19 protein-coding genes are annotated in these 19945 nt (G+C 40.3%); 7 read left to right on the top strand and 12 right to left on the bottom strand.

Going from position 1 to position 19945, the window contains the following annotated elements:
- Positions 1–44 precede the first annotated feature (44 nt).
- Complete coding sequence (locus ACESMA_RS02310; protein WP_372947143.1) at positions 45–746, top strand: SAM-dependent methyltransferase; 702 nt, start codon at positions 45–47, stop codon at positions 744–746.
- Positions 747–761: 15 nt separating this feature from the next.
- Here ACESMA_RS02310 and ACESMA_RS02305 read toward each other — a convergent pair whose 3' ends face one another.
- Genes ACESMA_RS02305 through ACESMA_RS02290 form a run of 4 tightly spaced genes read right to left on the bottom strand, consistent with a single transcriptional unit; the run spans position 762 to position 3972 of the window.
- Positions 762–1829, bottom strand: a complete 1068-nt coding sequence (locus ACESMA_RS02305) for an NUDIX domain-containing protein (protein ID WP_372947142.1) — start codon at positions 1827–1829, stop codon at positions 762–764.
- A gap of 18 nt (positions 1830–1847) precedes the next feature.
- Positions 1848–2381, bottom strand: a complete 534-nt coding sequence (locus tag ACESMA_RS02300) for an FKBP-type peptidyl-prolyl cis-trans isomerase (protein ID WP_372947141.1) — start codon at positions 2379–2381, stop codon at positions 1848–1850.
- A 28-nt stretch (positions 2382–2409) separates the two neighbouring features.
- Positions 2410–2925, bottom strand: coding sequence for an FKBP-type peptidyl-prolyl cis-trans isomerase (locus ACESMA_RS02295; RefSeq protein ID WP_372947140.1), 516 nt, complete (start codon positions 2923–2925; stop codon positions 2410–2412).
- Between the two features lie 12 nt (positions 2926–2937).
- Positions 2938–3972 (bottom strand): DHH family phosphoesterase, encoded by a 1035-nt coding sequence (locus ACESMA_RS02290; protein ID WP_372947139.1) that lies wholly within the window; start codon positions 3970–3972, stop codon positions 2938–2940.
- Positions 3973–4085: 113 nt separating this feature from the next.
- Here ACESMA_RS02290 and ACESMA_RS02285 point away from each other — a divergent pair, with 113 nt between their 5' ends.
- From ACESMA_RS02285 to ACESMA_RS02275, 3 genes are all read left to right on the top strand, one after another.
- Entirely contained in the window at positions 4086–4505 is a 420-nt protein-coding gene (locus ACESMA_RS02285; RefSeq protein ID WP_372947138.1) for a nucleoside-diphosphate kinase, read from the top strand.
- Positions 4506–4675: 170 nt separating this feature from the next.
- Positions 4676–5146 carry a hypothetical protein gene (locus ACESMA_RS02280; RefSeq protein ID WP_372947137.1) on the top strand — a complete coding sequence of 157 codons (471 nt, stop codon included), beginning with the start codon at positions 4676–4678 and terminating at the stop codon, positions 5144–5146.
- Positions 5147–5169: 23 nt separating this feature from the next.
- Positions 5170–5496 (top strand): hypothetical protein, encoded by a 327-nt coding sequence (locus ACESMA_RS02275; protein WP_372947136.1) that lies wholly within the window; start codon positions 5170–5172, stop codon positions 5494–5496.
- A 36-nt stretch (positions 5497–5532) separates the two neighbouring features.
- Here ACESMA_RS02275 and ftcD read toward each other — a convergent pair whose 3' ends face one another.
- Complete coding sequence (gene ftcD / locus ACESMA_RS02270; protein ID WP_372947135.1) at positions 5533–7224, bottom strand: glutamate formimidoyltransferase; 1692 nt, start codon at positions 7222–7224, stop codon at positions 5533–5535.
- A gap of 108 nt (positions 7225–7332) precedes the next feature.
- Positions 7333–8586 carry an imidazolonepropionase gene (gene hutI / locus ACESMA_RS02265; RefSeq protein ID WP_372947134.1) on the bottom strand — a complete coding sequence of 418 codons (1254 nt, stop codon included), beginning with the start codon at positions 8584–8586 and terminating at the stop codon, positions 7333–7335.
- A 287-nt stretch (positions 8587–8873) separates the two neighbouring features.
- On the opposite strand from hutI, the gene ACESMA_RS02260 reads away from it, so the two are divergent.
- Positions 8874–10469, top strand: coding sequence for a YfcC family protein (locus tag ACESMA_RS02260; RefSeq protein WP_372947133.1), 1596 nt, complete (start codon positions 8874–8876; stop codon positions 10467–10469).
- Positions 10470–10523: 54 nt separating this feature from the next.
- Here the strand turns inward: ACESMA_RS02260 and ACESMA_RS02255 are convergent, their stop codons facing one another.
- A complete protein-coding gene (locus tag ACESMA_RS02255; RefSeq protein WP_213437864.1) occupies positions 10524–10694 on the bottom strand; it encodes a 4Fe-4S binding protein in 171 nt (56 codons plus the stop codon).
- Between the two features lie 199 nt (positions 10695–10893).
- On the opposite strand from ACESMA_RS02255, the gene zupT reads away from it, so the two are divergent.
- Entirely contained in the window at positions 10894–11718 is an 825-nt protein-coding gene (zupT, locus tag ACESMA_RS02250; RefSeq protein ID WP_372947132.1) for a zinc transporter ZupT, read from the top strand.
- Here zupT and nth read toward each other — a convergent pair.
- On the bottom strand, positions 11707–12348 hold the full coding sequence (nth, locus tag ACESMA_RS02245) for an endonuclease III (RefSeq protein WP_372947131.1): 642 nt from the start codon (positions 12346–12348) through the stop codon (positions 11707–11709). The genes zupT and nth overlap by 12 nt on opposite strands.
- Positions 12349–12559: 211 nt before the next feature.
- On the opposite strand from nth, the gene ACESMA_RS02240 reads away from it, so the two are divergent.
- Positions 12560–14443, top strand: a complete 1884-nt coding sequence (locus tag ACESMA_RS02240; RefSeq protein WP_372947130.1) for an ABC-F family ATP-binding cassette domain-containing protein — start codon at positions 12560–12562, stop codon at positions 14441–14443.
- Positions 14444–14504: 61 nt separating this feature from the next.
- Here the strand turns inward: ACESMA_RS02240 and ACESMA_RS02235 are convergent, their stop codons facing one another.
- The 4 genes from ACESMA_RS02235 to ACESMA_RS02220 form a co-directional block, all read right to left on the bottom strand.
- Positions 14505–14909: a DUF3276 family protein gene (locus ACESMA_RS02235; protein ID WP_372947129.1), complete on the bottom strand. Its 405-nt coding sequence runs from the start codon at positions 14907–14909 to the stop codon at positions 14505–14507.
- A gap of 100 nt (positions 14910–15009) precedes the next feature.
- Positions 15010–15885, bottom strand: coding sequence for a bifunctional methylenetetrahydrofolate dehydrogenase/methenyltetrahydrofolate cyclohydrolase FolD (folD, locus tag ACESMA_RS02230; RefSeq protein ID WP_372947128.1), 876 nt, complete (start codon positions 15883–15885; stop codon positions 15010–15012).
- 74 nt (positions 15886–15959) lie between these two features.
- Positions 15960–17300, bottom strand: coding sequence for a signal recognition particle protein (gene ffh / locus ACESMA_RS02225; protein ID WP_372947127.1), 1341 nt, complete (start codon positions 17298–17300; stop codon positions 15960–15962).
- A gap of 189 nt (positions 17301–17489) precedes the next feature.
- Entirely contained in the window at positions 17490–19940 is a 2451-nt protein-coding gene (locus tag ACESMA_RS02220; protein WP_372947126.1) for a glycoside hydrolase family 2 TIM barrel-domain containing protein, read from the bottom strand.
- Positions 19941–19945 lie beyond the last annotated feature (5 nt).

Raw genomic sequence — 19945 nt, 5'->3', positions numbered from 1 at the left:
TTGGCTAAACCACGATTATCTTTAATTTTACCAAAAATTTTCAAATGGCAGCACTTTATCTTCTACCCAATGTTTTAAGTGAAAACGACTGGCAAAATGTACTGCCGGCGCAGGTTTTTAAGTTGGTAACAAATACCCGTTTTTATATTGTTGAAAATATTAGAACAGCCCGTAGATTTCTGAAACAAGTGAACAGGGAAATAAATATTGACCAGTTAACATTTTTTGAATTGAACAAATATACTGACCAAAATGAACTTCCCGCTTTTTTAAAACCGTTGGAGCAGGGTGAAAATGTGGCTGTTATTTCAGAAGCTGGTTGCCCGGGAATTGCTGACCCGGGAGCCGAAATAGTAAAAATTGCGCATCAGAAAGGATACAAAGTAGTACCGCTGGTTGGGCCGTCGTCTATTGTGCTTGCCCTGATGGCTTCGGGTTTAAATGGCCAGAATTTTGCGTTTTCCGGGTACCTTCCGGTAAGGGCAAACGAACGCACCAGAGCGATTTCGAACCTTGAAAAGCTGGTAAAAAGTAACGGGCAAACTCAAATTTTTATTGAAACACCATACCGCAATAATCAACTCATTACCGATTTACTGAAAACATGTTCCACCTCTACCCTTCTTTGTATTGCAGCCAATCTCACCGGCGAAAATGAATTTATTGCCACCAAAACTATCAGTCAGTGGAAAGGGAATGTGCCTGACTTGCACAAACAGCCAGCTATATTTTTATTAGGATGCTGAAAAAATTACCAGAAATTAAACCAATCCTTTTTCTTTCAGAAGCTGAAATTCATGCTCGAAATTTGGCGTAAAAACCTTTTGTCCCAGTTGATTTTCTATCTTATTTTTAGTCCAGAAACGGGCTTCAACAACTTCATCAGAATGGACGGTGTAATTTTTAAAATCTTGCGTTACAAAAAGATAAACCAATTCAGCTTCCACATCCGATTCCCATTTATAAACCTGAAGCAGTTTTGCAGAAAAATTTTTCAACCCGATTTCTTCCCAGGCCTCTTTTTGCAGAGCTTGTTCCAGGTTTTCCCCGGCAGAAATATGTCCTCCAACGGCAGTGTCCCATTTTCCGGGTTGAATGAGTTTTGACTCGGGTCGTTTTTGTAGAAGAATGGCTTTATTTCGGTTTAACACGTGCATATGCACCACCGGATGTAAAAGTTTACTGCCATTGTGCACGTGACTTCGTGGCGCCTGTCCGGTAATTTTACCCGTTTCGTCAACCAGTGGAACCCACTCTTCGTTCTTCAAAGCTTTTTGTTTCCTTTTTTGTCTGAATAACTCAACAAAAAAATAAACGCCAAACAAAATGTAAAACAATCCGCCGCTGATAAAAGCCCAGGCTTCTTTGCTCATAAAAAAGGTGGCATAAAAAACCAGAATGGTATGTGCTGCAAAAACAAAAAACAGTGTTTTCAGGCTTTTTCGAATTTGAGCTGCCTGCACTTCATTAAGCTGAACGTCTTTAAGGTAGCGTTTTCCCATCAAACCAATAATATTCACTTTTGAAAAAGCAGAAACCGCAAAAACAGCTACCAAAATAAGTTCAATGAGCCCGGGTTTTAGTTTAAAAAACAAATCATTGTCGAGCAAAATGGATACTGCACCAAGTGCAACAAGAAGAACCGTGTCGAAAAGAATAAATTTGTCGAATCGTTTTTCGCGAACAGCTACCCAAATCATTTCAACAACACCAACTCCAACGGCAACAAACAAACCGGTTTTGGTTCCCCAAATTTCGTCGGCTGCAATAAAAACGAAAAGCGGAATAAACCCGGGCAGCAGTTTTTTCAGGAGTTCAGTCCTGTGCATGAGAAAGAATTCAACCGGTTATTCTGTAATTTCCTCTTCAGGAACCTCGGCCGGATAAACTTTATAGACTTCTACTTCCATCATCAGTGGAGTGAAACCAGAAAAACCATACGAACCATACTGCCCGAAACCAAGTTGAGAATCGAATATCAGACGTGCTTTGGAGCCTTTTTTCATATATGTTAACGCTTCATGAAGCGCTTTCAGTTCATTAACGTAGGTGGCCGTTGATGGCAATTCTGTTGGCGGAAGTACAGTTAGCTGAAGGGGTTCATAATTTCCTGTTCCAATTGTACCTAAGCTGTCAAGTGTTTGAATTTCATAAAAAACCTGAACCTGATCGCCCATTTTAATTGAATCTCCGGTGCCTTCTTCCAGTTCAATATAATACAATCCGGAAGGCTTGCGATCCACCTCGGCATAATGTGCGCGAATAAATTCATCCAGCTTTTTCAATTCGTTTTGTCTCTGTTTTTCGAGGCTGTTTTCTTTACATGAGAAAAAAGCTGAAGCCACAACTGCTAAAAGAAATAATGTTATAATACGTTTCATCTGTTTCCTTGTTTAATAAATAATAAAACTACGAAGGTTTTATTTCATACATTTTTATTACAAAAATCAGGGTTTGATATGGAGGAATTCGTCCACTCCCGCTACTTCCGTATGCCAGTTCAGAAGGAATGATAAACTGTGCACGGGCACCTTTATTCAACACCTTCATTGCTGTTTCAAATCCCGGAATCATTCGGTGTTCTTCATGTTCAAGTATAAAAGTCATTTTACCATTTGTGCTGCTCAGTTCTGATGAATCGAACAAAACGCCATCAATAAAATACCCGGCATAGCCAATAGTTAAAGTGTCACCTGCCTTAGCCAAATCGCCTTCGCTTTCATCATCCATCATAACATAATAGATTTCATTTTCGAGGGTGTCAATATCGTGACCCCTTGCTGCCAAAGTATCCAGATAAGCTTCTCTAAGCATAATTTCTTCAGCAGCAGTGTAAACTTTTTCATCTTCAGTTTTTAAACACGAAGAAATAACCAGGGCTACCATAACTGCGATTAGCAGGTTCATCAATAATTTTATCTTCATTTTTCTATTTTTCTAAATTGTTGTTTCCAATAGCAGATGCTTATAGTCGCCTAAAAGTTGCGTGAACTTTTCAACAGCCGCTTCAAGTGATAGTTTTGTTTCACCACCGGCAGCATTTTTATGTCCACCGCCGGAAAAATGATCGCGCGAAAAGGCATTACATTCAAAATTCCCTTTTGATCTGAACGAGACTTTCACGTGGTCTTTCTTTTCAACAAAGAACGCACTAAATACAATATTATTTATTGAAAGCGGATAATTTACGAACCCTTCGGTGTCTCCGGGCTGAAATTCAAACTTCTCCAGTTCTTTTTGCGAAAGCCAAATAACAGCAGAACGATATTCAGGAAATACTTCCATTTTTTCGCCTAAACAGTGACCCAACAGTTTCATGCGATGGGCAGAAAAATTATGGTAAACCGCAGCATGAATTTTTTCGGTATCAATTCCCCACTCCATTAATTTAGCAACAACCTGAAATGTATTTGGCCGCGAAATGTTGTGGGCAAAAGAACCGGTGTCGGTCATAATTCCTGCGAATAAAGCCTCAGCAGCATCATGATTAATAAACTCACCCAGATTAATTAGTTGAATTACATCGAAAATCAGTTCGGCAGTTGAGCTGTATTCCGTTTCTGAAATCATCAAATCGCAAAAATCAGTTGGGTATGGATGGTGGTCGATAAGCACTTTAAGTTTTGAAAATTCGAGCACCTTTTTTTCCATTCGGGCTGTGCGTTTGGCTTCGTTAAAATCCAGGCAAAACAAAATTTGTGTTTCCTGTAAAATAGCTTTTCCGCGGTTTTTCTTTCTGTCGTAAACCACAATTTCTATGTCAGTAGAAAACCAATGCAAAAATTCCGGATAACTGTTGGGTACAATGATTTTTACCTCATGACCAAAATTTTTCAACACTTCCCCCAACCCAATCGCTGAGCCAATGGCATCACCGTCGGGGTTCTCATGGGTTACCAACGTCACTTTTTGCTTTGGAACTTTAATTAAAGCTTCCAAAGATGTAAAAATCTCATTTCCAGTGTTTTTCAAAACCTCTAAAATTTGAATGGACAAAGATAAGAAATCTGCCACGCGTGCAAAGGCATCTTTCCTCAAATTTTGTTAATATTGTAACAGGAATAAATTTTAAAAAACTTTATAAAATGGCAGGAAACCAAACGTTCACTATGATTAAGCCCACGGCAGTCAGAAAGAATTTCACGGGCGCAATTATTAAAATGATTAATGAAGCCGGATTTGAAATTAAAGCTTTAAAATTGGTCCGGTTAACACGCGACCAGGCAGCTCTATTTTATGCTGTGCACGAAGGTAAACCCTTTTACGACTCACTTATTGAGTTTATGAGTTTAGGGCCCATTGTGGCTATGATTCTTGAAAAAGAAAATGCTGTGGAAGCTTTCCGGAATTTTATTGGCGCCACCAATCCGGAAAACGCAGCCGAAGGGACCATTCGCAAATTGTACGGAACCAGCCTGCAACAAAATGCTGTGCATGGTTCAGACAGTGATGAAAATGCCATTATTGAGGCCGATTTCTTTTTCTCAAAAATGGAAAGATTTTAATTTTCAGAATATTTTTTTCTCTGTTTAATTGCGTAGTAAAGATGATATTCAGACATCCTGCTACGCAATTTTTACATTATTCCAAATTTCCAGTCCCTCAGGTATTGAAAATCTCAAATGAAAGAACTAATTTGTAGTGATTTATTAATGAACATTTGAATACGGTTGAAATGAAGCCACTTAATCAAAACAGTTTAAAAATCAGGTTGTTTTTTACAATTAGTCTGTTAATTTTATTCTCGTGCCGGGTAACATTACTGCCCGAATATAATGCTGAAATTTCAAAAAATATCGAAAAAACAGCAAAGCAGGTTGATAAATTTTTTCTAATGATGTATGAAACCACATCGGCAGAAAACAACGGAAGAAGTTATGATAAATTTGCCGGGCAATATGTTGAAATTGAGGTAGAAATAAATTCTTTACTGAACCAGAACAAAATTAAACCATTGAACGGGAACTCCACCCGAATTTGTGAAATTACACTCGAACTTTGGCAAAAATATAAGGAAGAACATAAAACAGACAACACCTTGAGTAACGGACTAATCAGGCTGAACAGGCAAACATTTGCCGATCTTTTTTTCGCCATGCAGGTGGCAGAAGAAGGAAAAAAATTGGTAACAAAACCGCCTCAATAAATCAATAATAAAAAAAGAAAATTATGAGTTTCGATATACATACCGTTTTGGCCGACATGGGTTCAGCAGTAAAAGATACTGTAGCAGAAAATTGGGATGAAACCAAATCAGTAACCCTTCAGTTTCTTCAAAACCGAAAAGAAAGAATCGGATTGCTGGCCCAGTTGCGCATTAGCGGCGAACTGAGCAAGGAAAAATTTAAAAGCAGGCTCGAAGATGAAAAACTGATACTTGAGGCTGAATTAAATGCATTGCAGGTTATTTCAAAAGCCATTGCTCAAAATGCAGCAAATGCAGCAATCAATGTACTTGAAAAAGCTGTTTTTAAGGCCATTTCATCAGCGTTTTGAAATGCCCGGAAAGGACAACATTGGAAAATCAGAGAATCAAATTTTTTCTTTCACCAGTTTTAAAATCTCAGCCTCTTTCTTTTTGGCTGAAACCAAATACGATTCTGCTTTTTTCAGAATTTCTTCCACAAATGGTTTGTCGTCGCAGCCCGAGGCGTTAATTTTTACGTTCAGGTAAGCACCTTCAACGGCAGTGCGAGCGCAAAGTGCACCAACGCCGGCATCGGAAACCGAATTGGGATTGCCCTTTTCTGCCATGGCCTGCATCACCTCCAGCGAATCATGAGCCAATTGCATTACTTTCAACGGTACTTCCATGGCTTGTTTGGTTGCTTTTTGAATGGCTTGTTTACGTTCTGCCTTTTCCTTTTCATTCGATTTTGGAAGCCCAAATGCAGCCATAATTTCATTGAATGCTTCGCTATCTTCGTCCACACATTTCAGCAGTTCATCGTGGTATTTTTTCCCTTTTTCTGCCCAAAAGGAAAACTCTTCCCAGCGGTGGTCCCAGCCACGTTTGTGTGCTGAAAGATTGGCCACCATGGTTCCAAGGGCAGCCCCAAACGCGCCCACTGCCGCCGAAACCGAACCTCCACCCGGCGCAGGCGATTCGGAAGCAGTTTCGTGTACAAACCCCTGAACGGTTTTGTCAATCAGCTTTTCGCTGGTATTTTCTTCTATCAGATATTCAATTATTTTCTTTTTCGGATCGAATGGATGCAACTCGTCGAGACCCATTGATTTAATGGCAATTTTAATGATTTCCTCGTCTGAAATTCCGGCTGACCGTTGCTGTTTGCGCAGGAAATATTTTCCGGCATCGAGCATGGCCTGCAACGGAATTAAACCAACCAGTTCGGAACCCGTTACGCGAATTCCACGTTCACGGGCTTTTTCGCTTACTTCGTCAAATACCGCATGAACCGGAGTTACCGTAATGTCAGTCAGATTCATCGAAATTTGTGCAATGCCATATTCTTCAATAAACCAGCCAATGGCACGCGTTTTTTTCAATGTTCCGGGAATTCGCACCAGTTCGCCGTTTTCATCGGTTACAATTTTTCCGGTAATCGGGTCGCCTTCACGTTTTACGCGTCCGGCTTCGCGTACATCAAAAGCGATGGCATTTGCTCTGCGCGTGGAGGTAGTATTCAAATTTACATTGTAGGCCACCAGAAAATTGCGTGCACCTATTGCTGTTGCTCCGCTTTTTGCAATCTTTTCCGACCATTCGGCCGGACCAAAATCCGGTTTCCATTTTTTTGTTGAAATTTTTTCTTTTAATTCTTCGTATTCACCTGAGCGGCAGTTTGCCAGGCTTTTGCGAACATCGGTAAAAGCTGCAAATTCGTAACAATACACCGGAATGGAAAGCTCCTTCCCCACCCGTTCGGCCAGTTTTCGTGCATATTCCAAGGTTTCTTCCATAGAAATATTGGCCACCGGTACCAGCGGACAAACATCAGTAGCGCCAAACCGCGGATGCTCGCCGTGGTGTTTATTCATGTCAATAACCTGAGCTGCTTTTTTTATTCCTCTGAACGCAGCTTCAATAACTGACTCAGGTTCACCTACAAAAGTTACTACTGTTCGGTTTGTAGCTTTTCCCGGATCTACATCAAGCAGTTTTATACCTTCAACACTTTCAATGGAATCCGTTATTTCCTTTATAATTCTTGAATCTTTTCCTTCTGAAAAATTTGGAACACATTCGAGTATCTTTTTCATTTCAGGATAATTTAAAATTTGGGAAAAACAAAACATTCTACCCTTTTCATTCAGAAATCAAAAATAAAAAACTGATTCTGGAAAGGATATGATTAAATTCAGCAGAAACTAAAACGACTGCACTTCGCCGTTAAGAATAACTGTTTCCACCAGGTTCGAGCCAAATGAGTATGGCAGATATTCAATTCCCGGCATTTCGGAAGTAATAAAAAGGTTTGCAGTTTTCCCACGGGCAATGCTCCCCAATCGGTCGCTGATTCCCATGGCATAGGCCGTATTTATGGTCGTGGCATTTATCACCTCCTCAGGCAGCATTTTATAATTGATGCACCCCAGCGACGAAATGAAATTCATGTTACCGCTGGGCGAAGAACCCGGATTAAAATCAGACGCCAACGCAACAGGTAATCCGGCTTCAATCATTTCGCGCACCGGCGAAAGCTTCATTCCCAGAAAAAATGCTGCGCCCGGCAAAATTGTTGGCATGGTGCCGGTATTTTTTAAACTTTCAATTTCATCCGGCCCCATAAATTCCAAATGATCTACTGAAAGTGCATTGTATTTTACACCGGTTTGCACTCCGCCGGTAAGACCCAACTCGTTGGCATGCAGCTTTGGTCGCAGCCCATATTTTAGTCCGGCCATTAAAATGCGTTCGGTATCCTCAACCGAAAAAAAACCTTTATCGCAAAAAACATCGATAAAATCGGCCAGTTCTTCTGCTGCCACCTGCGGAATCATTTCGTTTACTACCAAATCTACATAAGCCGAAACGTTATTTTTATATTGTTCCGGAATTGAGTGAGCGCCCAAAAAAGTTGAACGAACACAAACAGGTGCTGTTTCTTTAATCCACTTGATAATTTTTAGCATCCGTATTTCGTCCTTAGTATTTAGTCCGTAACCACTCTTTATTTCTATGGCCCCGGTTCCGGTTTTAATCATTTCAAAAATACGCTCCATGGCACTATAATAGAGTTTTTCGTCGGGAGTGTTGTGCAGGAGTTTTGCTGAATTTAGAATACCTCCACCCTTGCGTGCAATTTCTTCATAAGAAAGTCCCTGAATGCGATCAACAAACTCTTTTTCGCGTGGCGCCGGGTAAACCAAATGAGTATGCGAATCGCAATAAGACGGATAAACCAGCCGGTTTGAACAGTCGATTTCAATTAGAAAATCGTCATCTTTATAAACATCCTTTAGTTTACTCATTGGGCCAAAATCCTGAATCAGTTCATCCCTGATGATCAAAAAAGCATCTTTTACTGTATTTAACTGAGCCATTTGTTTGCCAGATTTAAACTGAACCGGAACCTCCTCGACCTGAACCAGTTCTTTTATATTTTCGAGCAGTAATTTCATTCGAATAAATTGTATTTAATGTCTCGCGATCTAATTAATTATAACATCAAGAATATGATTTTCTTTCATGGCCCATGGAACTCGCATGAGCAATTTATTTTTTTTCTTTTGTCCCGCCATGGCGAGATGCTCGTTTCATCGATTTAATTTTAATTTCTTTAAGTTACAAATTAGTTTTTAAAATCAATGCCACCATGGCTTTAATATTTCAATGTTTCACAAACTTTCTTAAAAAGAAGCTGAAGCCGGCAGTATTTATTATTTTCGGACCATTAAACTAAAAAAATATGCTGAAGAAAGTACCACACACCTATGTTATCATTTTTATTTTAATCGTTTTTTGTGCCGTATGTACCTGGTTTATTCCAGGCGGTGAATTTGAACGTGAAACCATTGTGGTGAACAACGTGGAGCGGGAAGTGATTAAGCCCGGTTCGTTTCAGTTTATTGAAAGTCAGCAGCAAACCTGGCAGGTATTTTCAGCTTTTTTCGATGGATTTGTAAACACGGCAAATATTATAGCTTTTATTTTAATGATTGGCGGTGCATTTTGGATTCTGAACGAAAGTAAATCAATAGATATTGGCATTTATTCATTTCTGAAATTTGCCAAAAAATGGGAACGTTCAAAGCTTTTACGGAAGTTAGGTGTAAACAACATTATTCTCGTTGGTATCATGTTTATATTCAGTTTGTTTGGAGCAGTTTTTGGAATGAGCGAGGAAACCATTGCCTTTACCATAATTTTTGTTCCGCTGGCCATTTCCATGGGATATGATTCCATTGTGGGCGTTTCGTTGTGTTTTGTGGCCGCAGCACTTGGTTTTGCGGGTGCGTTTCTGAATCCGTTTACCGTTGGTATTGCTCAGGGATTATCCAACATTCCGCTTTTTTCCGGCATTGAATACCGGCTGTTTATGTGGCTGGTAATAAATGTAGTTGGTTTTACATTCATTTTAAGGTACGCAGCCAAAATTCATAAAAATCCTGAAAAATCGCTGGTTTACGAAGAAGATGAATACTGGCGGCACCGAAACGAAAATTCCAATATGGAATTTAAACCGTCAGTTCCTCGCGGAGCATGGGTTTCATTTCTTTCACTATCAATATTTTTAATCCTCTTTTCGGTTTTCTACCCCATTAGCAATCTGAAAATCGGCAATAACGAAATTGTTCTGCCCGCTGTTCCGGTAGCATCAGTACTTTTTATTGTTTTCGGGGTTCTAACTTTGAGAAAATCATTTCATTACTTTGTTCTAAGTTTGCTCACTTTTACCATAGTTTTTCTCATTATTGGTGTAATGGGCTACGGCTGGTACGTGATGGAAATTGCCACCTTGTTTCTTGCTCTGGGTATTTTTGCCGGAATTGCTTCGGGAAAAACCGCTAACGAAATTACCAAATCGTTTATTGAAGGGGCTAAAGATATTTTGGGAGCAGCACTGGTAGTAGGTTTGGCAGGAGGAATTGTGGTTATTCTGGAAGACGGTAAAATTATCGACACCATCCTTTTTTATGTTTCGCAAACCATGGAAGATTTGGGTAAAGTTGGTTCGGTAAGTGTAATGTATGTCATTCAGACTTTTCTGAATATTTTCATTCCGTCAGGTTCAGGTAAAGCAGCGCTTACCATGCCCATGATGTCACAGTTTTCCGATTTAATTGGCATTTCGCGGCAGGCCACCGTTGTGGCATTTCAACTGGGCGATGGATTTACCAACATGATTACTCCCACTTCGGGCGTTTTAATTGGTGTGCTGGGAATAGCCCGCATTCCATACGAAAAGTGGGTAAAATGGGTAGCACCATTTATTCTGATTTTGGGTATTCTGGGATTTCTGCTTTTGCTGCCAACGGTATTAATGGATTTGAACGGATTTTAAAAAAAAGCCTGACTTCCAAAAAAGCCAGGCCTTAAGTTTTTTATGTCGTCCGGATTATTCGTCTATAGAAATAGCATCTACCGGGCAAACTTCAGCACATGAACCACAGTCGGTGCAAAGATCGGGGTCAATTACATAAATATCACCTTCGGAAATTGCATCCACCGGACATTCGTCTATACAAGTACCACATGCAATACATTCATCAGAAATTTTATATGCCATAGCAATGAACTTTAAAGTTTAACAGTAAGCCACAAAAGTACAAAGTTTGATAAAATAACAAAGAACCTGTATCATATATTTGCAGCCGGCTTAACAGTATCACTATATCTTGTTAATTATAAACCAATTAGGCAAAAAAAAACTTCATTAAGTTGAATTAACCTTCTTTTTGTTACTTTTGGGTTCAAAACGAAATTTCATGGACACATCTAACGTAATGTTTGCCTTGATGTTAACTGCATTTGCAGGTTTATCAACAGGTATTGGAAGCGCCATCGCATTTATGGCAAAAAGAACAAATACCAAACTACTAACTGTTTCACTAGGTTTTTCGGCAGGTGTAATGATTTACATTTCTTTTGTGGAAATTTTTGCAGAGGCCAAAGAAACATTTATCCATGGATTTGGTGAATTCAACGGTACATTTTACACTATTGCAGCTTTTTTTGGGGGAATACTTCTGATTGGGTTAATCGATAAATTCATTCCTTCATTTGAAAACCCCCACGAAATGCATGCAATTGAAGAATTGACAGACGTAAAAAGAAAAAAATCAAAAAATAGTCTGTACCGAACAGGAATTTTCACTGCTTTGGTAGTTGCCATTCATAACTTTCCGGAAGGCATTGCCACTTTTATGACGGCCATGAATGATCCCACAATTGGTATTGCCATTGCAATAGCGGTCGCTATTCACAACATTCCTGAGGGGATTGCCGTTTCTGTTCCAATATATTACGCAACCGGAAGCCGCAAAAAAGCATTTTTGTACTCCTTCCTTTCGGGGCTTGCCGAGCCGGTTGGAGCCATACTTGCCTACCTTTTACTTATGCCATTTCTTACGTCAGGAAATTCCGACGCAATTTACGCCTCAACCATGGCCGCTGTGGCCGGCATTATGGTTTTTATTTCGCTCGACGAATTGCTGCCATCAGCCGAAGAATACGGAGAACATCACTGGGGAATTTACGGACTTGTTGGAGGAATGGCAATAATGGCGGTAAGTTTATTACTACTTAGTTAATCTTAAATAATACCTGCAAATATCAGTCAGGCCACATTTTTCACATTTTGGTTTTCGTGCCACGCAAGTGTATCGTCCGTGTAAAATCAGCCAGTGGTGGGCTTTTGGAACCAATTCTACCGGAATGTATTTCATCAATTGCAACTCGGTTGCCAGAGGTGTTTTGGCATTTGTTGTCAGCCCAATTCGGGCAGCTACTCTGAAAACATGAGTATCAACCGCCAGAGCGGGTTTATTAAAAACTACAGAAGCAATTACATTTGCTGTTTTCCTGCCAACTCCCGGCAATTTTTGCAATTCAACAACATCGTCAGGAACCTGTCCGTCAAATAGTTCCATTAACTTACGCGCCATGCCAACCAAATGTTTTGCCTTATTATTGGGGTACGAACAGCTTTTTATATATTCAAAAACTTCTGCCAGCTCGGCTTCCGCCATTTTTTCGGGAGTCGGATATCTTTTCAATAAATCGGGAGTAATTTGGTTTACCCTCTTATCAGTACACTGGGCAGAAAGAATTACTGCAACAATCAGATGAAACGGATTTTTGTACACCAACTCGGTTTCGGCCACAGGCATTGTTTCCTTAAAATATTGGATTACTTTTTCAAAAAGTTCTTTTTTACGCATGAATTTGTGTTTTTGTCAAAATAAATGAATTTTTTGGAAAATAGGTGTAACAATTCTGCATCTGTCTTGTCATATATAAGAAGTTTATTTTAAGAACTGTTTCTCCCCATCAAAAGAAATAGTTTTAAGTTAGTAATTAAACAGACCTGGAAAAGCCGGTATTGACCGGCTTTTTTTCTTTGTATTTACTATTTTTGCCAAAATTTAGTTCATGAGACCATTTATTCAGGCTGAAAATCTTTCGAAACGCTGGGGCGAGCTAATGCTTTTCGAGAACATTTCGTTTACTGTTTCCGAAGGACAAAAAGTAGCTCTGATTGCCCGAAATGGAGCAGGGAAGTCAACACTACTCGACCTTTTAGCCGGTAAAGATTCACCTGAAGAGGGTTCGGTTACCGTGACCAACAACATAAATATCGGGTATTTCGAACAGATTCCCCGCCTAAATCCCGACCATACGGTTTTGGAGGAAGTTTTTCAATCGGATAGCGAAAAACTCAGAACAGTAAAAGAATTTGAACTGGCAGTGGCAAAAAACAATCAGCAAAAAATTGCTGAAATTTCTGAAAAAATGGACGAACTGGGCGCCTGGGATGCAGAAGTAGAAATAAAACAGGTTTTAACCCAGCTAAAAATTTTCAATCTGGAACAACCGGTTGGTCAGCTCTCCGGCGGACAGCAAAAAAGGCTGGCACTGGCAAAAGTTTTGGTTCAAAAACCAGATTTGCTAATTCTGGATGAACCCACCAACCACCTCGATTTGGAAATGATTGAATGGCTTGAAGCCTACCTGGGAAAAACAAAATCAACTTTGTTAATGGTTACCCACGACCGCTATTTTCTCGACCGGGTTTGTACCGAAATTATTGAAATGGAAGACAACCAAATCTATCGTTACCAGGGAAACTATTCATATTTTTTACAGAAAAGAAGTGAACGAATTGAAATGCAACAGGCATCGGTTACCAAAGCAAAAAACCTGTTGCGCACCGAACAGGAATGGATGCGCCGGATGCCCAAAGCCCGCAGCCACAAAGCAAAATACAGAGTGGATTCGTTTCAGGAAATAAAAGAAAAAGCCAGCCAGAATTTCACAGAAGAAAGTGTGGATTTGAGCGTAAAATCTGCCCGGCTGGGAAAAAAAATTGTTGAAATAGAACACCTTTCCAAAGGTTTTCCGGGGGTGAAACTAATTGAAGATTTTTCTTATAAATTCTCAAGATTTGAAAAGGTTGGAATTGTTGGAAAAAACGGAACCGGAAAAACCACTTTCTTAAATCTGATTACCGGAATCATGCAACCTGATATAGGGAAAATTGAAATTGGCCAAACTATAAAATTTGGGTATTACAAACAGGATGGAATTAATTTTAATCCGCGGGAACGCGTAATTGATGCGGTAAACAAAATTGCAGAATTTATCATTTTTGAAGACGATTCGCGGATGACTAGCTCTCAGTTGCTCACCCGGTTTTTGTTTCCTCCCGAAACGCAATACAATTATATTGAAAAGCTAAGTGGCGGAGAACAACGCAGACTCTATTTATGCACGGTTTTGATGCAGAACCCGAATTTTCTCATTCTGGATGAACCAACCAACGATTTGGATATTCTCACCCTGAATGTTTTGGAAGATTACCTGAAAGCTTTTGAAGGATGCGTGGTTGTGGTTTCGCACGATCGTTTTTTTATGGATAAAATTGTGGACCATCTTTTTGTTTTTGAAGGCGACGGTTTGATCTCCGACTTTCCGGGAAATTATACGATTTATCGAAACGAGCTGGAAGAAAAAAACCGGCAGGAACAAAAAACTCAGGATAAAAATTCAGATAAAAAAGTAAAACCAGAATTCAAAGTTAAGCCTGATGAAGTCCATGCAAAAAAGAAACTTTCTTTTAAAGAAAAACGGGAGATGGAGCAATTGGAAACTGAAATGGAAAAACTTGAAGCCGAAAAAGAACAACTGGAAACGGATTTACACTCGGGCGATTTAGGCCACGAACAACTTCATGTCAAGTCGAATATGTTGATGCAAATCAAATCTTTATTAGATGAAAAAGAGCTGCGCTGGCTGGAATTGAGTGAGCTTGAATAAAAAAAATCCCTTCCCGCAAAAATGACAGGAAGGGACAAGTTGTTTTTTCAAAAAGAGTAGTTTAAATATTTTCAAAATCAATATCACTAAAATCTTTGCCTGTTAATTCAGATTCAACTTCAACAGTTACTTCTTCGGTCTTTTCCTTAAAAACTTCTTCTGAAGTTTCGGATTTCAATTCGGGTTGATTTTTGTGAATATATTTGATAATTTCTTCAAGTGATTCGGAAAACTTTTCAAAATCTTCAGGATATAAAAACAATTTATGCTTTTCGTACCTGAAATTTCCGTTATCGAGAAATTTTCTTTTGCTTTCTGTTATTGTTAAATAATATTCGTCGTTTCGGGTGCTTTTTACATCAAAAAAGTAGGTCCTTTTTCCGGCACGAATTGTTTTTGAAAATATTCCTGGCTTGGAATTGTCCTCTGGTTTTTTCTTTTCTTCCTTGTTGTCAACGCTTTCCATCCTGCTTAATTTTTCGATTTTTGGTTAGAAGTTCAAAAATAAAAAAATAATTATAAAAAGTACCCGGTTTTCAATGAAACTGAATATTTCAGGATTTTAACTATTTATAAATTTCTCCCGTAGCCGCCAGCAGCGTATTGTAAAGCAACGAAACGCGGGTCATTGGGCCAACTCCACCAGGTACCGGGGTTATATATGAACATTTTGGTGCAACTTCATCAAACAGCACATCCCCTTTCAGTTTCCAACCCGATTTGGTTTGATCAGACTTCACCCGAGTAGTACCTACGTCGATTACAACCGCGCCTTCTTTAACCATATTTCCTTTTACAAATTCGGGAACTCCAATGGCAGCAACCAGAATATCAGCACTCCGGCACAATTCCTCCAGATTTTTGGTTCGGCTGTGAGCAACGGTAACGGTAGCGTTTATGGCTTTTTGCGACATTAAAATACTCAGCGGACGGCCAACAATATTGCTGCGGCCAACAATCACACAGTTTTTTCCGCTGGTTTCAATGTTGTATCGTTTTAATAATTCAACTATTCCGAATGGGGTAGCCGAAACAAAAGATGGAAGACCAATAACCATCCGTCCAACATTTTCCGGATGAAAACCATCAACATCCTTTTTCGGATCGATTGCTTCAATTACTTTTTGCTCCGAAATGTGAGCAGGCAAAGGTAACTGAACAATAAAACCATCGATATCAGGATCTTCATTCAATTCATTAACCTTGGCAAGTAACTCATCTTCGGTAACATCATCTTCATAACGAATAAGCGATGACTTGTAACCAACGGCTTCACAATCTTTAATTTTGTAAGCCACGTAAGTTTCGCTTCCTCCATCGTGACCCACCAAAACTGCTGCCAGGTGAGGAGTTTTTGCCCCGCTTTCTTTTAAAACTTTAACCTTTGCAGCAATTTCTTCCTTCATTTCTGCTGCCACTTTTTTACCATCGATTAGAATCATCCGTTGTTTTTTATTTTAATCAGTAAATTCTTTGAACTTTAAACTTTGAACTCGGAACCTGAAACCTGAAACTGTCAAAACCTTCCTCCGGGTTGTTTCATTCCGCCCATCATGCGCTGAATATTTTTGCCTTGCGAAACCATTTTCATCATTTTACGTGTTTCAGAAAATTGTTTCAACAGCCGGTTAACTTCCTGAATATTAGTTCCTGAACCGTCAGCAATTCTTTTTCGGCGGCTTCCGTTAATCAGTGCCGGATCTTCGCGTTCAGCCGGAGTCATGGAATAAATAATGGCTTCAATGTGTTTAAATGCATCGTCGTCGAGGTCCATGTTTTTCATGGCTTTTCCCATACCCGGAATCATAGAAACCACATCTTTCAGATCACCCATTTTTTTAATCTGGTTAATCTGTTTCAGGAAATCGTTAAAATTGAAGGTGTTTTTTGCCAGTTTTTTCTGTAGCCTGCGGGCCTCTTCTTCGTCGTATTGTTCCTGGGCTTTTTCAACCAGCGAAACAATGTCGCCCATGCCCAGAATACGGTCGGCCATTCGGGCGGGATGAAAAACATCGATGGCGTCGAGCTTTTCTCCAGTTCCAACAAATTTGATGGGTTTTGTAACAACCGAACGAATGGAAAGGGCTGCACCACCACGGGTATCTCCGTCGAGTTTGGTAAGCACCACCCCATTAAAGTCCAGCCTGTCGTTAAATTCCTTGGCTGTGTTCACTGCATCCTGACCGGTCATGGAATCGACCACGAACAAAATTTCGTTGGGATTTACCGCTTTTTTAATGGCTGAAATTTCATTCATCATCTGCTCGTCAATAGCCAGACGACCGGCGGTATCAATAATCACCACGTCGTTGCCCGCTCTTTTGGCTTCTTTTATGGCCGACTGGGCAATTTGCACCGGGTTCATGTTTCCTTCTTCGGTATAAACCGGAACGCCAATTTGTTCGGCAAGCACCTTCAACTGTTCAATTGCAGCCGGACGATAAACGTCGCCCGCAACCAGCAACGGATGCCGGCCCTTTTTGCGTTTGAGCATGTTGGCCAGTTTGCCCGAGAAAGTTGTTTTACCCGAACCCTGTAAACCAGCCATTAAAATTACTGAAGGTGAACCGCTTAAATCGATGTCAACCGATTCGCCGCCCATCAGTTCGGCCAGCTCATCTTTTACAATTTTCACCATCAACTGGCCCGGCTTAACGGCAGTAAGCACGTTTTGCCCCAGGGCTTTTTCCTTTACATCATCAGTAAAAGTTTTGGCTATTTTAAAATTGACGTCGGCATCGAGCAGTGCACGGCGAATTTCTTTCAGGGTTTCCGCCACGTTAATTTCTGAAATTTTCCCTTGTCCTTTCAACAACTGAAAAGACCGCTCGAGCTTGTCAGATAAATTTTCAAACATGTTGTTTAATTTTCTTTTGAAAATGAGCCGCAAAAATACAAGGAAATTGTGAGAAGGCAAAACAGTTTGAAAACCAGATCAACCATTTAAACAATGAAATTATTGATATGTCCAATCGATTAATTCAGGATTGAAAAAATACCAGTTTTTGCATAAAACAATCTGTTCCCTTTTAACTCCAATGCTTTGTCAATTTGAATCAATATTAATTTCAGCAGATTCAATTCCATCTGATTTTACACGCAAAACAATTTCACCCGCATTTTTCTGCGATCTTATTATGACCAGTCCCCTGCCCTGCCAGGCTTTTCTTTGAGGCTGCTGAAAACTTTCGGTACTCATGGGATTTGCACTGGCCACTGCAATAATTTCGCCGGGCCCCTCCATTTCAAACTGAAGCAAATTTTCAGCTTTCGGATTTCTGATGCCGTTCTCATCAACCAATTCAAAAGTGATGTAACTCAAATCCTGTCCGGTGGCTAAAAGTTTGGTCCGGTCGGCAGAAAGTAAAATTTTAACAGGATTTTCTGCCGATTTTAAAATATGTTCAGCTTTTACGGTTTCGCCATCTGTTGCAACAGCTTTCAACTCGCCAGTTTGGTAAGTCACACTCCAAACTGCAATAAACTCATTATCAGTATTCGTTTCTTTTATTCCCAAAGATTCACCATTCAGGAAAAGTTCCACTTTCTCGTGGCCGGAATAAACATTCACTTCAAGGTTTTGATTTTCATACCCTTCCCAGTTCCAATCGGCCACATGGTCGTGCCAGTGCCATTTGCTCCAGCTTGCCCGGTTTTCTTTTTCAGGAAATGAAGAAACCGGCGGTTTTACAAATATGGAAAGCTGATCGCCCACTTCCCAAAGCACATCGCGGTAAAACGACTGCGGGCGTTTAAACCCGCAAATGTCAATGTCGCCGCAATATGCATGGTTCCACGGATAAAAATTCTCATCGTGCGGATAACCGCGCCAGCCAATACTGGCTTCTCCCAAATAATCGAAGCCGGTCCACACAAAATCGCCCAAAACATAGGAATGATTTACGACATCCATCCAGGCACCAAAAGCCTCAAGCGGATAAGATTCTGCACAATACATAATCCGGTCCGGCACCCGTTCGTGGTCCATTTCAAAAATACTCTGTTTCCCGTGGTCGCCGCCAAAGGAATAATTGTAACCCGAAATATCGAGTGTGGCAAAATAAGGGTCTTTGTCCGGATTTAGTCCGTTCACAGCCGCAGTTACCGGTCGTGTTGGGTCAAGTTTTCGAACATACTCAGCAAGCATTTTTGAGGTTTCAGCACCTTCCGGCTCTCCCCGCTCAGGAATCTCATTTCCGGTACTCCACATAATAATTGACGGGTGATTGCGGTCGCGAAGAACCATTGCTTCAATATCTGTTTGCCACCATTCGTCGAAGTAATTGCTGTAATCCTGCGGATTTTTTGGCCGCTGCCACATGTCAAAAGATTCGTCGATAACCAACATTCCCAACCGGTCGCAGGCATCGAGAAAAGCCACCGAGGGCGGATTGTGCGCACACCGGATGGCATTAAAACCACTGGCTTTAAGCAGCTCCACACGACGTTCTTCGGCCCGGTCGAATGCGGCTGATCCCAAAGGCCCGTTATCATGATGAACGCAGGCGCCTCTCATCAAAACCGGTTTGCCGTTCAGTAAAAATCCATTTTCAACGCTAAATTCAATGGTTCGAATTCCAAAATGTTCTGCTTTTTTATCAATGATTTTGCCTTTTTTGTTTTTTAATTCGATTACCGTTTGGTATAAATCCGGCGCTTCGGGCGACCACAAATTTGGGGAATTTACCTGAACCGTTTGAACGTCTGAAATTTCATTACCTGCTCCTATTTCAATATCGCTGCTAAATTCAGCTACTTTTTTTCCATCTGAATCGAAAACAGTTCCGCTTATTTCAACTGGTTGAATGACTTCGCTTTTATTCACAATTTCTGTGGTGATATTTACAGTAGCATTTTCTGCGGATATTTCCGGCGTAGTTATTCCCACACCCCAGATTTTAATATGAACAGGCTCAGTAACATTTAGCCAAACGTGGCGATAAATGCCCGAACCGGAATACCAGCGGCTGTTGCGACCTTCATTTTTTACCTGAACCGCCAGCACATTTTCTTCACCAAATTTTATCAATTCAGTTAAATCAAACTCAAAAGCTGTATAACCGTAAGGGTGGTTTCCAAGATGAACCCCGTTCAGCCAGATATCGCTGTTCATGTAAACACCTTCAAACATAATACTAACCTTTTTCCCTTCCAGTTTGGCAGGTACATTAAAGGTTTTACGGTACCAACTGGTTCCGCCAAGATAATATCCTGTGCTAATTCCACCAATAGCTGTTGGAATCAACGGTGAATCTGTTCCGGGAATGTCTTCGATACTCCAGTCATGAGGTAAATCCAGCGTGCGCCAGGCAGAATCATCATATTCAGCTAATTGCGCATTTTCTGCATCTCCCCGGTGAAATCTCCAGTCAAAATCGAATAGGACTTCCTGCCGCGGTTGATTGATAAAAATACTGTCTTTTCCCGGTTTGTCGCAGCTTGAAAAGAAAACAGGAAAAGTTGCCAGAAGAACCATAATTATAGGTTTAGATTTCATATACA

Source organism: Mariniphaga sp. (genome assembly GCF_041687215.1).
Lineage (GTDB): Bacteria > Bacteroidota > Bacteroidia > Bacteroidales > Prolixibacteraceae > Mariniphaga.
This window is presented reverse-complemented; position numbering and strand designations above follow the sequence as displayed.

What these genes read in the sequence shown, in the direction of transcription:
- ACESMA_RS02310 (WP_372947143.1), top strand. Translation starts at nt 45, where the DNA reads ATGGCAGCACTTTATCTTCTACCCAATGTTTTAAGTGAAAACGACTGG.
- ACESMA_RS02305 (WP_372947142.1), bottom strand. Translation starts at nt 1,829, where the DNA reads ATGCACAGGACTGAACTCCTGAAAAAACTGCTGCCCGGGTTTATTCCG.
- ACESMA_RS02300 (WP_372947141.1), bottom strand. Translation starts at nt 2,381, where the DNA reads ATGAAACGTATTATAACATTATTTCTTTTAGCAGTTGTGGCTTCAGCT.
- ACESMA_RS02295 (WP_372947140.1), bottom strand. Translation starts at nt 2,925, where the DNA reads ATGAAGATAAAATTATTGATGAACCTGCTAATCGCAGTTATGGTAGCC.
- ACESMA_RS02285 (WP_372947138.1), top strand. Translation starts at nt 4,086, where the DNA reads ATGGCAGGAAACCAAACGTTCACTATGATTAAGCCCACGGCAGTCAGA.
- ACESMA_RS02280 (WP_372947137.1), top strand. Translation starts at nt 4,676, where the DNA reads ATGAAGCCACTTAATCAAAACAGTTTAAAAATCAGGTTGTTTTTTACA.
- ACESMA_RS02275 (WP_372947136.1), top strand. Translation starts at nt 5,170, where the DNA reads ATGAGTTTCGATATACATACCGTTTTGGCCGACATGGGTTCAGCAGTA.
- ftcD (WP_372947135.1), bottom strand. Translation starts at nt 7,224, where the DNA reads ATGAAAAAGATACTCGAATGTGTTCCAAATTTTTCAGAAGGAAAAGAT.
- hutI (WP_372947134.1), bottom strand. Translation starts at nt 8,586, where the DNA reads ATGAAATTACTGCTCGAAAATATAAAAGAACTGGTTCAGGTCGAGGAG.
- ACESMA_RS02260 (WP_372947133.1), top strand. Translation starts at nt 8,874, where the DNA reads ATGCTGAAGAAAGTACCACACACCTATGTTATCATTTTTATTTTAATC.
- ACESMA_RS02255 (WP_213437864.1), bottom strand. Translation starts at nt 10,694, where the DNA reads ATGGCATATAAAATTTCTGATGAATGTATTGCATGTGGTACTTGTATA.
- zupT (WP_372947132.1), top strand. Translation starts at nt 10,894, where the DNA reads ATGGACACATCTAACGTAATGTTTGCCTTGATGTTAACTGCATTTGCA.
- nth (WP_372947131.1), bottom strand. Translation starts at nt 12,348, where the DNA reads ATGCGTAAAAAAGAACTTTTTGAAAAAGTAATCCAATATTTTAAGGAA.
- ACESMA_RS02240 (WP_372947130.1), top strand. Translation starts at nt 12,560, where the DNA reads ATGAGACCATTTATTCAGGCTGAAAATCTTTCGAAACGCTGGGGCGAG.
- ACESMA_RS02235 (WP_372947129.1), bottom strand. Translation starts at nt 14,909, where the DNA reads ATGGAAAGCGTTGACAACAAGGAAGAAAAGAAAAAACCAGAGGACAAT.
- folD (WP_372947128.1), bottom strand. Translation starts at nt 15,885, where the DNA reads ATGATTCTAATCGATGGTAAAAAAGTGGCAGCAGAAATGAAGGAAGAA.
- ffh (WP_372947127.1), bottom strand. Translation starts at nt 17,300, where the DNA reads ATGTTTGAAAATTTATCTGACAAGCTCGAGCGGTCTTTTCAGTTGTTG.
- ACESMA_RS02220 (WP_372947126.1), bottom strand. Translation starts at nt 19,940, where the DNA reads ATGAAATCTAAACCTATAATTATGGTTCTTCTGGCAACTTTTCCTGTT.